The organism is Amycolatopsis sp. FBCC-B4732 (assembly GCF_023008405.1).
In the GTDB taxonomy this organism is placed as follows: domain Bacteria; phylum Actinomycetota; class Actinomycetes; order Mycobacteriales; family Pseudonocardiaceae; genus Amycolatopsis; species Amycolatopsis pretoriensis_A.
The window spans coordinates 9,439,521-9,451,963 of the sequence record NZ_CP095376.1 but is presented as its reverse complement, the minus strand read 5'-3'; the positions used below and the strand labels follow the sequence as shown (position 1 = coordinate 9,451,963).

13 protein-coding genes are annotated in these 12,443 nt (G+C 68.9%); 3 read left to right on the top strand and 10 right to left on the bottom strand.

The genetic code is table 11. From position 1 onward, the window contains the following. Positions 1 to 18 precede the first annotated feature (18 nt). From MUY14_RS43110 to MUY14_RS43080, 7 genes are all read right to left on the bottom strand, one after another. The gene (locus tag MUY14_RS43110; protein WP_247018456.1) at positions 19 to 906 is read right to left on the bottom strand and encodes a type II secretion system F family protein; all 888 of its coding nucleotides are present in this window, start codon (positions 904 to 906) and stop codon (positions 19 to 21) included. Continuing rightward, entirely contained in the window at positions 903 to 1,802 is a 900-nt protein-coding gene (locus MUY14_RS43105; protein ID WP_247018455.1) for a type II secretion system F family protein, read from the bottom strand. Before MUY14_RS43105 ends, MUY14_RS43110 begins: the two co-directional genes overlap by 4 nt. Then, positions 1,799 to 3,157, bottom strand: a complete 1,359-nt coding sequence (locus MUY14_RS43100) for a CpaF family protein (RefSeq protein WP_247018454.1) — start codon at positions 3,155 to 3,157, stop codon at positions 1,799 to 1,801. Before MUY14_RS43100 ends, MUY14_RS43105 begins: the two co-directional genes overlap by 4 nt. Further along, on the bottom strand, positions 3,154 to 4,014 hold the full coding sequence (locus MUY14_RS43095) for a carbon monoxide dehydrogenase maturation protein (protein ID WP_247018453.1): 861 nt from the start codon (positions 4,012 to 4,014) through the stop codon (positions 3,154 to 3,156). The genes MUY14_RS43100 and MUY14_RS43095 overlap by 4 nt, the downstream gene beginning before the upstream one ends. Next, positions 4,014 to 4,712 carry a hypothetical protein gene (locus MUY14_RS43090; RefSeq protein WP_247018452.1) on the bottom strand — a complete coding sequence of 233 codons (699 nt, stop codon included), beginning with the start codon at positions 4,710 to 4,712 and terminating at the stop codon, positions 4,014 to 4,016. The genes MUY14_RS43095 and MUY14_RS43090 overlap by 1 nt, the downstream gene beginning before the upstream one ends. Before the next feature lie 82 nt (positions 4,713 to 4,794). Further along, positions 4,795 to 5,790, bottom strand: coding sequence for a hypothetical protein (locus tag MUY14_RS43085; protein WP_247018451.1), 996 nt, complete (start codon positions 5,788 to 5,790; stop codon positions 4,795 to 4,797). Next, a complete protein-coding gene (locus MUY14_RS43080; RefSeq protein ID WP_247018450.1) occupies positions 5,784 to 6,146 on the bottom strand; it encodes a hypothetical protein in 363 nt (120 codons plus the stop codon). Before MUY14_RS43080 ends, MUY14_RS43085 begins: the two co-directional genes overlap by 7 nt. A gap of 342 nt (positions 6,147 to 6,488) precedes the next feature. Here MUY14_RS43080 and MUY14_RS43075 point away from each other — a divergent pair, with 342 nt between their 5' ends. Continuing rightward, entirely contained in the window at positions 6,489 to 7,109 is a 621-nt protein-coding gene (locus MUY14_RS43075) for a prepilin peptidase (protein ID WP_247018449.1), read from the top strand. 83 nt (positions 7,110 to 7,192) lie between these two features. Here MUY14_RS43075 and MUY14_RS43070 read toward each other — a convergent pair whose 3' ends face one another. From MUY14_RS43070 to MUY14_RS43060, 3 genes are all read right to left on the bottom strand, one after another. Continuing rightward, on the bottom strand, positions 7,193 to 7,531 hold the full coding sequence (locus MUY14_RS43070; RefSeq protein ID WP_247018447.1) for a DUF6355 family natural product biosynthesis protein: 339 nt from the start codon (positions 7,529 to 7,531) through the stop codon (positions 7,193 to 7,195). 173 nt (positions 7,532 to 7,704) lie between these two features. Further along, on the bottom strand, positions 7,705 to 8,451 hold the full coding sequence (locus MUY14_RS43065; RefSeq protein WP_247018445.1) for a hypothetical protein: 747 nt from the start codon (positions 8,449 to 8,451) through the stop codon (positions 7,705 to 7,707). A gap of 71 nt (positions 8,452 to 8,522) precedes the next feature. After that, positions 8,523 to 10,814: an XRE family transcriptional regulator gene (locus MUY14_RS43060; RefSeq protein ID WP_247018443.1), complete on the bottom strand. Its 2,292-nt coding sequence runs from the start codon at positions 10,812 to 10,814 to the stop codon at positions 8,523 to 8,525. 218 nt (positions 10,815 to 11,032) lie between these two features. On the opposite strand from MUY14_RS43060, the gene MUY14_RS43055 reads away from it, so the two are divergent. After that, positions 11,033 to 11,455 (top strand): helix-turn-helix transcriptional regulator, encoded by a 423-nt coding sequence (locus MUY14_RS43055; protein WP_247018440.1) that lies wholly within the window; start codon positions 11,033 to 11,035, stop codon positions 11,453 to 11,455. 160 nt (positions 11,456 to 11,615) lie between these two features. Continuing rightward, positions 11,616 to 12,440, top strand: a complete 825-nt coding sequence (locus MUY14_RS43050; protein WP_247018438.1) for an alpha/beta fold hydrolase — start codon at positions 11,616 to 11,618, stop codon at positions 12,438 to 12,440. Positions 12,441 to 12,443: the final 3 nt, after the last annotated feature.

Sequence of the window (12,443 nt, the reverse complement as noted above, 5' to 3'; positions counted from 1 at the left end):
GGGGTCTCCTGTGGACGGTCAGAGGCCGTTGAGGACCTGCGTGACGGCTGGAAAGGCGATGAATCCGAGAAATCCGAGGAACAGCAGGGTGACCGGCAGCGCCATGCGTTCGGTCGCAGCTTGTGCCTCGGCCTCGGCGTCGGCGACGAGGTGTGTTCGAAGAGCGCCGGCTTTGGCGGAGAGCGAGGCGCGGACCTTGGCACCCTCGGTCCCGGCGAGGGAGATCGATGCGGCGAGTTCGGCGAGCTCGGTGATGTCCAGCTCCTCGCCGAGCCGGCGCAACGTCACCCAGGACGTGATGCGGGTCAGCTGGGCGCCGGCGAGGGCGCGGCGGATCCGGGTGAAGGCCGGGCCGCAGCCGACCTCTGCGGCTGCGAGTAAGGCGGACTCGATTCCGGCGCCGCCGGCGAGGGTGATCCAGACGAGGTCGAGGAACGCCGATAACGCAGCGCGGAACTCTGCACGTGCACGTGCCGCCTTCGCCCGGACCTCGAGGTCGGGCAGGAGGAACCCGGCAGCGGCCAGCATGACCGCGACGACGAACGGAAGCTCGAGACCGAGCTGAAGGCCGCCGAGGGACAGGACGCCTTGCAGTAGCAGCGGCATCAGGAGTCCGGCACAGCTCAGTACCAGCTTCACGGCAAGGTGGGTGTCGACGCCCCGGCCGAGCACGCGCAGGTCGCGTTCGAGGCCGCTCCCCGGCAAGCCGAGCGCACGCAGACCGGGCAGGTGCGGACGCGCCAAGGCGGTAGCCCACGTCACCTCGGCGGGTTCGCCAACCGAAGCCTCTCCCCCGCCTGGATCGGAAAGACGTTCTCGAAGTGTCTGTTGTGGAGGGATTGCCCAGGTCAGGATCAAACACAAGCCGAGCCCGGTTCCGATGCCCATCACGATGACGGCGATCATGCTCGCTCGCCTCCCCACGCGGCCGCGGTGACCGGTTCCGGCTCCGGGTGCTGGTGAATCGAGAGCGCGCGCGGCTCGGTTCGGCCTGCCACGATCCGGGCCAGCCAGGCGAATCCGCTGCCGAACAGCGCACCGATGCAGAGCAGGACGGCCTGCCCCAGGGGGCTGTCATACGCCGTGAGGTAGTCGCGATTCAGTACGACGACCCCGACAGCGAACGCGATGGTGGTGCCGACGATGACCCGGACCGAGGTGCGCGTGCGAGCGCGGCCGGTCTCGACGCGCATCCGCATCGCCGCCTGCGCCCGCGCGGTTTCGGCCAGGGAGCCGAGCAGTTCTCCGAGCTGGCGGGCCTGGTGCTCGGCGGCGAGAACCAGGGACGCGATGACGAGGTCCGCGATCGGGTCGCCGATCTCGTCCGCCAGCAGCCGCAAGGCCGGTGCAAGCCGGTGTCCGCTCCGCAACCGCGCGGCGAGGCCAGCGACGTCGCGACGGATCGCTGCCGGTGCCAGCGGTGCCGTGGCGAGGATCGCCTGCTCCAGACCGGCCGCGGCCGACAGCGTGTCGCGCAGCATCTCGGTCCACGACGCCACGGCCTCGATGCGAGCGACCCGGCGAGCGTGGACGCGGTCAGGGCCGACCAGCGCCGGCAGGAACCAGACCGCGGCGAAGGCGAGAACACCGCCCACGAGCCAGCCGGTCGCCGCGGCGGCCAGCAGACCGATGCCGGCCGCGAGCGCCACGCGGAAACCCCAGCGCCGATCGGCTCGCCATGGCAGCTCCCGGCCCGCCGAGCGTCCGGTCGCCGGTCGCGCGAGCTGGAGGCCGACGAGGACGAGCAGCAGCCCGACGGCGGTCCCGAGCCCGATCACGCACCCGATCACGGTGCTGTTCATGCCTGCCACCACCCGTCCGGCTGGATGAGGAGTTGAGGGTCGAACCCCGACGCGACAAGGTCGTCGAGTGTGTCGGCGCGGAGCGCTCCGGCGACCGGACGTGCGCGGAGATCGGAGCCGGGGCGGTAGATCTCGTTCGACACGACGGTGCCGCCGTCGGCGTCGACGACCTCGCGGATCGAGGAGACCACCCTCGTCGTGCGATCTCCGGCTTTGGCCAGGTGGACGACGAAGTGCACGCTGGACGCCACGAGCAAGGCGGTCGCCTCCAGCGACAGCCGTTCGGCGCCCTGCGCGGCGTAGGACGCCAGCCGGGTGAACGCGATCTTCGAGCTGCTCGCGTGCAGGGTCGCCATCGAGCCGTCGTTGCCCTGCGACATCGCGTTGCACATCGGAATGACCTCGGGCCCGCGGATCTCGCCGACGATCACGCGGTCCGGAGACATCCGCAAGCCCCAGCGGACGAGCTCGGCCTGGCCGATCGCGCCGGCTCCCTCGACGTTGGCTTCGCGTGCCTGCAACGCCGTGACGTCCGCGTGCTGCCCGGGGTCGATGCCGAGGCCGAGCTCGAAGGCGTCTTCGATGGTGACGATGCGCTCGAGCGGATCCATCTCAGCCGCCATGGCGCGGAGCAGGGTCGTCTTGCCAATCCCGGTACCGCCGGTGATCAGGACGTTCTTGCGAGCGCGCACGAGCGCGCGCAGGAATCGCTCCAGACCAGCGTCGAGGGTGCCGCGGCGGCGCAGCTGGGCGAGAGTCGTCGTGAGGTAGCCGTGGCGGCGGATCGAGCACGCCGTGACCCCGCCGACGGTGAGCCCGAGCACGGCGAACAGCCGCTCGCCTCCCGGGAGCTGGAGATTCAGTGCGGGCGAGCCGCGGTCGAACCGGCGTTCCTCCGAGGAGGCGCGCGCCGCGAGGGTACGGATCAGGTCGGTCAGCTCGTCGTTCGAGGCCGCCACCGGACCCACCTCGGCGCGAGTGCCGTCGGCGTACTGCACGAACACGCGGTCGTAGCTGTTGACGTTGATCGTCTCGACCGTGGGATCGTCCAACAGCGGCTGCAGGCCGCCCAGCCCGAAGACCTCGTCCAGGACGGCCTCGACGACCAGTGCCTCGGCATCCGGCGACAGCAGGACCCGGCCTGCCTGCAACTCGGCCTCGCTGTGCGCGGCGCCTGCGGCGCTAAGAAGCTCGCGAGCCAGCTCGCGACGGCGCACCGCAGTCATCAGCGTGGCAGCGCCGGCCCGGCTCGGCAGCTCGTCGGCGAGCGTGCGCCGGAGGAACTCCCGTAAACGTGCTGCGGGGCCGGAGTCGGTTGCCGGATCGGGCCGGCGATGCTCGTCGAGCACGGTCATGACCGGACGTCCTTTCCGGGAGAACTGCTTTGGGGGCGGCCGTTGTGCAGGTCTGGTGACAAAACACGAACGCCCGACGACGCGGTGTGCTGTGCAGGTACACCAGGCACTTGCTGGACGAGGTCCGGGATCGGCGGCGCCGGTTCGCAGCGGAAATCACCGAACAGGGCTTGAGCGACGTCGCTCGCGACCCGGACGAGCCCACCCGTTCGTCGTCGGCCGGCGGCTGCTCGCCCGGTGTAGCGCGCGGCCGCGCTCGGGTCGTGCGGAATCCTCGCCATGACCGGAATGCCCAGCTCACGCTCCACGGTGTGGGTCGGATGGCCGTGGCCGGCGAGCACAAGGCACGCCCGGGCGGCTGTGTGGCCCAGCTCGTGGGCGCGGGTGGCAAGGTGCGCGAGCTCGTCGCTGTAGGTGCCGGAGAGCAGCAGGAGGACGTCCGCGTGACGAATTACCGCTTCGGCAGGCGAGCCCGGGTCCAGGCGCCCGCAGTCGGCGAACAACACCACCGTCGGCTGGCGCGCGGTGCCGTAGAGCGGTGAGGAAGGCGAGGCCAGGGTGCTCAGCGCGGCCCGCGCCTGCTGGCCTCCGGGCGGGCCGGGCATGGCCTGCAGGCCGCCGGAGAGCGGTTGCGTATGGCTCCAGACGACGTCGGGATCCACCGGCTGGCGGGCCACCGCCGCGAGGCTGAGCAGCCCGGGCGACGCGGCCAGGCCGAATCGCTGCGCGAGGTCACCGCCGGCGGGATCGCACTCGACGACGACGCGACGGACGCCGGCAGGCCAGCTTGCGGCGAGAGCGAGGGCGAAGGTGGTGACGCCCGGCGAGCCCTTCACGCTGGCGAGAGCGATCAACATCAACGCTCACCGCCCGCGAGCATGACCAGCGACACCTGGCCGACCGGCACCCGGGCGAGCGCCAGCGCGGCGTTGCCGAGGAGCTGCAGCGAGATCACCGTGGTCTGGTCGGACTCCGCTTTGACCAGCCCGGTCACGGTGGCCGGCCACGTCTGCCCGGTCTCCGGTAGGGATGGCGAACTGGTCGACGATGGCGCGGTGACCACGACGAGGGTGGCCGTCCCGGCCGCGACCTCGAGTGGGAACTGCCCCGGCTTCAGCGCGACGGCCACGATGGCGTGCCCGGCGCCGGGGACCGACGCTGGGCCGACGCTGCCCGGGGTGAGCAAGGCACCCGGGCCGAGGCTCGTCGCCATCGGCCGGCCGAGCACGGCGGTTGCCTGCTCCATCGGCACGGTTTCGACCGTGTCAGCGACCGAGACCTCGACCTCGCGGACGTCCGTCCGTTCGAGAACGTGTCCGATGCTCAGCGGCCGGGCGACTGCCAGCACCGAAACCCGGCTCTGCGCGCTGGTGGTCCACCACAGAGCACCGCCGACGCACGCGAGGACGAGCAAGACGCCGACGAGCAGGTGCGGCAGGCGACGTCGCGTCCGCCGACCGGCCGGTACAGCGACCAGCCGACCATTCTTCCCCAGCCACGACACGGAACTGGTCTCGGTTCCCGTGTCGCGATCACCGGTACGGATGCTGGTCACGAGGTGCCTCCCAGGCATGGTTCGACAGCGCCGCGCACCTCGTGGCAGCTGGTGCGCAGCTCAAGCGGGATTGTTCGATCGATCAGCGGTGTCCAGTACCGAGCGCCTGGATTTCGGCGACCCGGAATGCGGCTGACGCCGACGTGGTCAGATCGCGGAACGTGCCGCTCTGTCCCGCGCCGGACCAGGTGATCGTCCAGTGGATCGTTGCCCTGACCGGAAACAGCTGTGCTGGTGCGGTCGCCGACGACCGGCGGTAGGTGTGGCCGCAATCAGGGGACGCTGCCGAGGCGTCTCCGCCGGGTGTGAACGGGGTTCCGCGGCCGGAGCAGTTCACGGTATCCCCGTCGCCCGTCAACCAGGAGACGGACTTCGGCGTCGCCACCGCCGTCACCGTGACACCGGGAACGGCGGCCGTCGCCTGCTGCGTTCCCCAATTGCCGCGGTCGAGCCACAGCCAGGTCGGCAGGCTCACCAGTTTGTCGCCGGCCGGGTTTGCCTCGATGCTGGGAGAGGGCAAGCGCAGCTGAGTTCGAGCCTGCTCGGCCAGCTCCTGCGGAGATGGCAGGCGCGCTCCGGCAGGAGCTGCTCCATCGGGAAGCCAGATGGGAACTCGGTACAGGCCATCGCGAAAACCAGCGCTGGTACACCGGTAGACGTACCACGCCCCGCCCTGCTGCGCGCCGAGGCCGCGTGCGCGCGAAAGCGGCACGGACGCGAGAACGACTGGCGGAACAGCTCTCGCAGCACCGCGGAACACCACGGTCTGGACGCCGGTCGCCGGAGGCTGGAAGTTGCTCCGGACGTACGAGCAGCTCGCCGCGGGCGAGTTACCGCCGACGATCCGGTCACCGGGCGGCGGAGTGGCCTTGCCACCGCCCCCTTTCGGGCTCGGCGCGTCGGGCACTCGGTCGCCGCCTCCGGGCGCCTTTCCGGTCTTCCCGGCTCCGAGTTCGCAGTAGGGCGACGACTCTTGGGCACAGTCGACGGATCCCCAGCCGCCCGCCGACGCGCTAACCGCCGAACTCAGTAGCAGTGCGGCGATCACTCCGCCGACAGCCGGGGCGCGCGTCAGCATGTCCCCACGTCCTGGATCGCGAAGTCGACGACCTTCCAGGAGCCGTCCACGGCCTTCTTGACCTTTGCTTCGATGTGCCGACGCCCGCTCGGTCCGTCGTCGGCCTGCTGGCCGGTGTCGGCGCGGTACTTGAGCCATTGGCTGTCGTCCCGGCAGTCGGCGACGTTCACCGTCGTCGGCGCGGCGGCGGGCTCGACGGATTCGACCGTCGGATGGTTGACGGGTCTCCCCTTGGTGACGAGTCCGTTGTAGTGGTCGGCGTAGAGGCCGCGGGAAATCCTCGACAGGGCGTCGGCCGTGGCGTTCGACGCGAGCTTCGGCGATCGCCAGTCCGAGGTCACAGCGGCGTCGGCCATGTCGCTCCACATGCCGAGGTACGCCGCGACCGCGCGCTCTTTCGCTTCGTCGACCGGCTGCGGTAGCGCGCTCCTCGTCGCCGCGGTGCTCGAAGACGCCGGCGGTCCGCTGGGCTCGGCGGAACTGCAAGCCCCGAGCAGCAGGACCAGAGAGACACCGACAGCACCGTGACGTAGATTCATGACTTCCCCTCCCGTTGGAATGATCAGCTGGCCGTCCCGCGCCGGAGACCACCTCCGTGGAAGTTCACTCGTTGGTAGGACAAGCAGTGCGATCGATCCACGAGCTGGCCAGCATTGCCTTGTGGGGAGAGCAAGCAGTGACAATCCGGCGGTGAAGCTGTGAACGGCTGGCCGGCCATCACCAGCGCGGTCGCGGGGTTCGGTCTCGGTGCCGCCGGAAGCCTGATCACCAAACAGCTCGCCGACCGACGGTCGCGGATCGCGTCGTCGTGGTGGTTTGGCGCGTTCGCTACCGCACTGGTGCTCACGATCCTCGCCTGGCGCGTCGGCGCGCGGGGTGAGTTGCCGGTCTACGCCTTCGTGCTGACGCTCGGAATTCCGTTGTCGATCATCGACTGGCTCGAACATCGGTTACCTCGAATCGTCGTCGTGCCCCAGCTGGTAGGCGCCGCACTCGGTCTCGCGCTCCTGTGCGTGGCGCGTTCTGATCCGGCTCCCGGGCTCCGTGCCCTGTGGGCGATGCTCGCGGCAGCGAGTTTCTACCTGCTGCTTGCGGTTCTCGTCGAAGGCGGTGTTGGTTCCGGAGACGTCGGCCTCGCGGCCGTGGTCGGTCTGGTGACCGGCTGGGTCGGCTGGGCCGAGCTGGCCGGCGCGGTTGTCCTGGCGTCGCTCGTCGCGCTGGCGCTCCTACTCGTCCCCCGCCTCAGGGCGAGCCGTGCCGTGCCGTTCGGACCGTGTCTCCTCGTGGCGATGGCGGTGACGCTCGCAGTCGCTTCCTGATTCGCCGACGCGGCGGGCGTTATCGAAGGAGGGCACGAACGCCCGCCGCGTCGACTGGCCGAGGACCGGGAGCCGTCCTCGAGCTACGCCGGGCCTTCGAAGCCCGGATGGCACCCGACGCCACCGTTCCACCACGCGCCGGTGATCCGCCACCGGATCACCGGTTGGAGGTTGGTTGTTCCAGGCCCGACGCAGTAGCGGTAAAGGTTGCCCCAGACGTCTTCGACGTCCAGGTCGACCCGCGAGCCGGTACCGCCGTCACAATGCCGGTAGTCGCCCCAGCCGAGGTAGCCGCAGCCTTCGCGAAGCTGGTTCTCGGTCGTTGCGCCGGCCGGACTCGCGGCTACGACGCACACTGTCAGCGCCGCGAACGGGACGCAGATGGCACGAACGGCTTTGGCGCGCAGGGCCCAAGAACTCATAGTTACTCCAGGGATTCAAGGAGAGCCAGCCTGATTCGCGAGGCTCTGTTGAATCCACTGTGGACCCGGCGCCGCATCGATGGAACTGCGCCATCAACCCAGCGTTGTGCTCGTTCAGTGCCGAATTTGTGCCGATCGAGTCAAGACGCCAATCTTTGCCAACAAAGGATGCGTCAATGCGGAGGGGTGACGCCTTGCCGGCCCAACGCGGTCTCCGCCGTGCATGTGAGTTCGCCCGGTTGAACCTGTGCCCACGATGGACGCCAAACCAGCGTCGAGCCGCCGATCCGCGACCCCAAAAGGCAGTCGATGCCACCGGTGGACCGATCACCCGCCCGGTATGCGACGCCAACGTCGTTGCCGTGCACAGCAACATCTTGTACGGGAGCACGCCCCTGGGCTTGCGTCTCCGGGTCGAGCGGCAGAGGCGGCATTGAGCGCGCCAGAGCACCCGAAGCCTGCTCGTCGGTCACGGATGCCGGCAGACCGGTCAAGACCGCCCGCAACGCCCGATCGAAGCCTTCGGGCACTTCCCAGACCGGAATCGGCGGCGGATCCAGAGGTGACGCGTTGGCAGGGCAGTCCGTTCGACGTGGCGACTCGACGAGGCCGCGGAAGTTGAAGCCCACCTTGTAGCAGGCCGTCACCGGATCCTGAGGGAAGAGTTCGTCCTGCGTTCCTGAGTGGTACACGCGGAAAACGAGATGCGCTGTCACCGCGTCCAGATCGTCGGAGGGACTGTCGCGCATCTCGACCACGGCGAAGTCCGAGCTGCCGTGCGCGGCCTCGATCGCCTTCCGCGCGTAGTTCGCCGCCGAGGTCTGCGGTGGCGAATCGATCGCGTCGGCGACCCGCTGCGCGGTCTTGTCCGTCTGTGAATCTCCGGGTGCGCACGCGGCCAATCCCGCTACGCACGCCATCGCAAGAATTCCCACCCTCGCACGCCTCACGAGGATCGAGAATACGCCGATCCCGCGGTTGTGGGCGAGTGTCAGCCAGAGGCGGACGTCCCCCGTAGCCAGCCTGCGCTCGCGGCCTCCATGGAAGCCAGCCGAGCTCGTACTTCCGATGCCCTCCCGTCGCGGATGGCCTCGAGCACTTTCAGACTTCGGACGAACGTCTCCCGCGCCTGCTCGACCTCGCCGAGTTCGCAGAGAACATCGGCACGCGAGATCAGCGTCTCTGCGGAGCCCCAGCGTTGCCAGCTCCGGCCGCGCACGGCCAGCGCGTCGTCGAAGTGCTTCAGCGCCATCCGATGGTGGCCGTGCCGAGCGAGCAGCGTGCCGATCCGTTGGTGGGCGATGCCGAGAACGGCTTTCGGCGTGAACATCTGCGCGCGATTCAGCGCGTCGAGCGCGTACTCCATCGCCTTGTCCGGCGCGCCTGCCAGGTCACAGATCTCGGCCAACGCAGCCCGGTTCACCGCAAGCCCGATCTTGACGCCCGAAGCTCCGAACAGGCGGTCCGCGAGTTCGTGCAGTTGCCGCGCTTCGGCAACCCGGCCGGAGGCCGAGTGCGCCTGTCCGAGGCCGTACGCGGTCCAGGCTCGGGATCGATCGTCACCGAGCTGTTCATGCCGGTGAAGCGCCTCCTCGAGGTGTGCGACGCCATCGTCACTACGACCCAGTTCGTGTTCGACCCAGCCGAGGGCTTCCAGGCTCCGGGCGACGCCTGCGTCGCTGCCGGCCGCCCGTGCTGCGGCAAGCCCGTCGTGGGCGGCCACCAGCCAGGTGTTCCAGCTGCGGGTGAGCACGAAGTACGGGAGAAACGCGGTGGGCAGCAGCCACAAGACGTCCTTGGCTCCGTAGGTCCGGGAGTTTCGCGCCACCTGCAGCGCGGTCGCGACCTCTTGCTCGCACCAAGCCATTGCCGCGTCGAAGCCGCCGGCGCGAAACGACATCGGTTCGATCCCGTTGACGTTCTGCGGATCGATGACGCTGTCTGCCCAGCTCGGAATGAGCGTGTTGTTCGCTTCCCAGGCCGTCGCGGCGTACCAGCGCAGTGCACGGTCGTGAGCGCGCTCGACCTCGGCAAGCGGTTCTTCGACCAAAGCACGCTGGTGGGCGTACGCCCGCAGCAGGGAGCTGAGCCGGTAACGGCAGTCGGGCAGTTGCTCCAGCAGATGCGCCTCAGCGAGCTGGCGAAGGGCATCACCGGTACGTCCGACGTCCAGATCGACCAGCACCGCCGCGGACTCGACCGTGACGTTGTTCGCCGGGCCGATGCCGAGGTAGCGGAACACCCGTCTCACCATCGGTGACAAGGTCAGGTACGAGACATCGACGACGCCGTGGATGTTCACCGCGGGGTCGCTGGACGTGAACAGGTCGAGGCGTGTCTTTTCGGAGTCGAGGCGCTCGGCCAGACCGGTGAGCGACGTGTCACGGTGGCGCTGGAGGTGCTCGGCGACGATGAGGACCGTCATCGGCAAGCAGCCGCAGCGGTCGACCACGAGTTCGGCGGCCGTCGCGTCGGCTCGCACGCGCGCCTCACCGACCCGGCGGCCGAGCAGGGTGAGTGCCTGCTCGGGAGCGAGTGGCGAGAGGTCGATGACGGTACCGCCGGTACGCGCCAGCAGGCCGGCCTGGCGTTCGCGGCTGGTCGCCAGCACGACGCTGCCTGCGCCAGGGAGCAGCCATTCCGCCTGCCGGTAATCGGCCACGTTGTCGAGGATCACGATCGCGGGCCGGTCAGCGAGCAGGGATCGGTAGCGCGCGATCCTGGCCTGCAAAGTGGTGGTGCCGAGCTCAGCGGAGTTCACCCCGAGGGCCAGAAGAAATCCGTCCAGGACTTCCGCTGGATCGGCTGGGGCACCGGGTGCGAGGCCGCGAAGGTCGGCGAACAGGCATCCGCCTGGAAAGCGGGCCTGCACGCGGGCCGCCCAATGCACGGCGAGGGCGGTCTTGCCGGTCCAGAACCCGCCTTCGATCACGATCGTGACCGTCGCACCAGGGCGGCCCTGGGTCACCAACGCGTGGTCCATCGCCTGCAACTGTTCGTCGCGGCCGACGAATTCGGCCGCGGCCGGCGGCAGTAGGATCGGGCGCGTGACCGGACGCGCGTCACCACGCTGCTCGGCGGCGATCTTGTCCAGCTCACCATCGGCCGCCAGCGCCGTGTCGAGGTCGTGGACGACGGCCGGCAGCAGCGGGCGGTGGCCATGAAGCAGCTTTGAGAGGTAGCTCGCGCTATACCCGGCTTTCGCAGCCAGCTCGCCGAGGGAAAGCCCGCACTGCCGCCGCTGACGATGCACAGCTGCCGCGAAGCTGTCGATCTTCCTCATGGCGCCTCCCCGCGCATCAGACGCACCGGTTGGGGCGTCTACCTGGGCGGGGACCCAATCGAGCGACAGCAGTCTCCAGCGGTTCCCGAAGACCATGCTGCCCGATATGTTGGAATGATCAATACGGACAGTACGAAAAGCTGGACGCGTAGTCAAATATTCCGGACGCATCGAGATCAAAATTCCAATAAGTTGGAATCTCGATCGAAGGGGGCGAGGTGTCCGAGGCCAAAGATCTGGACCCGGCCGAGACCGAGCCATTCGGCAAGCTGCTCGAACGGCTGATCAACGTCAAGAAGCACCCGAATGGCCGGTCCTACTCGGTAGCCGAGGTCGCCGAGGACGTCGGCATCTCCAAGAGCCAGCTCTACAACTTGATCAACGGAGCGAACGAACCAAAGCTCCGACTCGTACAGGAACTTGCGGCCTACTTCGGAGTCGACCTCGAGTACTTCGGCAACAGCCGGCGGGCGCGTGAGCTCCAGGAGCAGTACGCCCTCCTCGCCAAACTGTCGGCCCACGGAGTTCGCGACGTCGCACTCCGGGCGAGCACCCTTTCGCCCGACGCCCTCTCCAACGTGCGCGCGTTCATCGACTTCCAGGCCAGCAGGGAGACGGCCAACGATCACACGTCCGAGTGACATGCGTTGGAGGTGTCAAGCCGCGCGGCGCCGATCTGCCACCATCGGGGCCAGTTGATCACCAACGGGCTGGGAGGACCGTCGTGACAGCTTCGCTCGTCAGCGCGGCCACCGCTGCCAGGATGGCAAAATCTCCCGCCGACGAGATCGAGGATGGCCGATGCAGGTAGAGCAACTCGAAGTCGAGTGCGATGGTGCACTCCTCTACGTCGAATCCCGAGGACAGGGCACGCCCGTCCTGCTCATCCAGGGCGGCATCAGCGAAGCCGGGGCAACCGAGCAACTCGCAACCGCCTTGGCCGACCGCTTCTGCGTTATCTCCTACGACCGGCGAGGCCTTTCGCGGAGTACCACCTCGTCCGAATCGGATCCCGTCACGATGGCCCGTCACGCCGCCGACGCCGGCGCGGTACTTGCGGCGTCCACCTCGGAGCCCACGCACGTCGTCGGCGCCAGCATTGGCGCGCTGATCGGGCTCCATCTGGTCGCCTTGGAGCCACATCGCGTGGCGACGCTGGTGGCCCACGAGCCGCCGATGAGCGCGGTCGTGCTCGATCCGGTACGAGAGGCCGCGTTGGACCAAGTCGCGGCGACGGCCCAAGAGGATGTCCTAGCCGCGATCCGCCAGATGGGATCGCTGACGGGCGCGCGCGACTCGATGGAAGACGGCGCTCGGCCCGCACCACCGGCGGGTGACCTGATGGCAAACCTCCAGCACTTCTTCGAACGCGACTTCCCCGCTGTCCGGAGGTCCGCCCTGGTGGCCGAAGACCTCGCCGACTCGGCGAAGTCGACGAACATCATTCTCACCGGCGGCGATCTTTCACGAGGCCAATGGGAGTACCGCTGCGCCGAGCAGTTCGCAAGCGATCTGGGCGTCCCGTTCGCCGAGCTGCCCGGGGGCCACAACGGGTTGGTCAGCCACCCGACCGCGACCGCGGCGGCGATCACGAGAATCCTCGATCGAGTTGCGCTCGCGTCGTAGTCC

What these genes read in the sequence shown, in the direction of transcription:
- MUY14_RS43065 (WP_247018445.1), bottom strand. Translation starts at nt 8,451, where the DNA reads ATGGCGTGCGTAGCGGGATTGGCCGCGTGCGCACCCGGAGATTCACAG.
- MUY14_RS43085 (WP_247018451.1), bottom strand. Translation starts at nt 5,790, where the DNA reads ATGCTGACGCGCGCCCCGGCTGTCGGCGGAGTGATCGCCGCACTGCTA.
- MUY14_RS43105 (WP_247018455.1), bottom strand. Translation starts at nt 1,802, where the DNA reads ATGAACAGCACCGTGATCGGGTGCGTGATCGGGCTCGGGACCGCCGTC.
- MUY14_RS43070 (WP_247018447.1), bottom strand. Translation starts at nt 7,531, where the DNA reads ATGAGTTCTTGGGCCCTGCGCGCCAAAGCCGTTCGTGCCATCTGCGTC.
- MUY14_RS43095 (WP_247018453.1), bottom strand. Translation starts at nt 4,014, where the DNA reads ATGTTGATCGCTCTCGCCAGCGTGAAGGGCTCGCCGGGCGTCACCACC.
- MUY14_RS43060 (WP_247018443.1), bottom strand. Translation starts at nt 10,814, where the DNA reads ATGAGGAAGATCGACAGCTTCGCGGCAGCTGTGCATCGTCAGCGGCGG.
- MUY14_RS43100 (WP_247018454.1), bottom strand. Translation starts at nt 3,157, where the DNA reads ATGACCGTGCTCGACGAGCATCGCCGGCCCGATCCGGCAACCGACTCC.
- MUY14_RS43110 (WP_247018456.1), bottom strand. Translation starts at nt 906, where the DNA reads ATGATCGCCGTCATCGTGATGGGCATCGGAACCGGGCTCGGCTTGTGT.
- MUY14_RS43050 (WP_247018438.1), top strand. Translation starts at nt 11,616, where the DNA reads ATGCAGGTAGAGCAACTCGAAGTCGAGTGCGATGGTGCACTCCTCTAC.
- MUY14_RS43080 (WP_247018450.1), bottom strand. Translation starts at nt 6,146, where the DNA reads ATGGCCGACGCCGCTGTGACCTCGGACTGGCGATCGCCGAAGCTCGCG.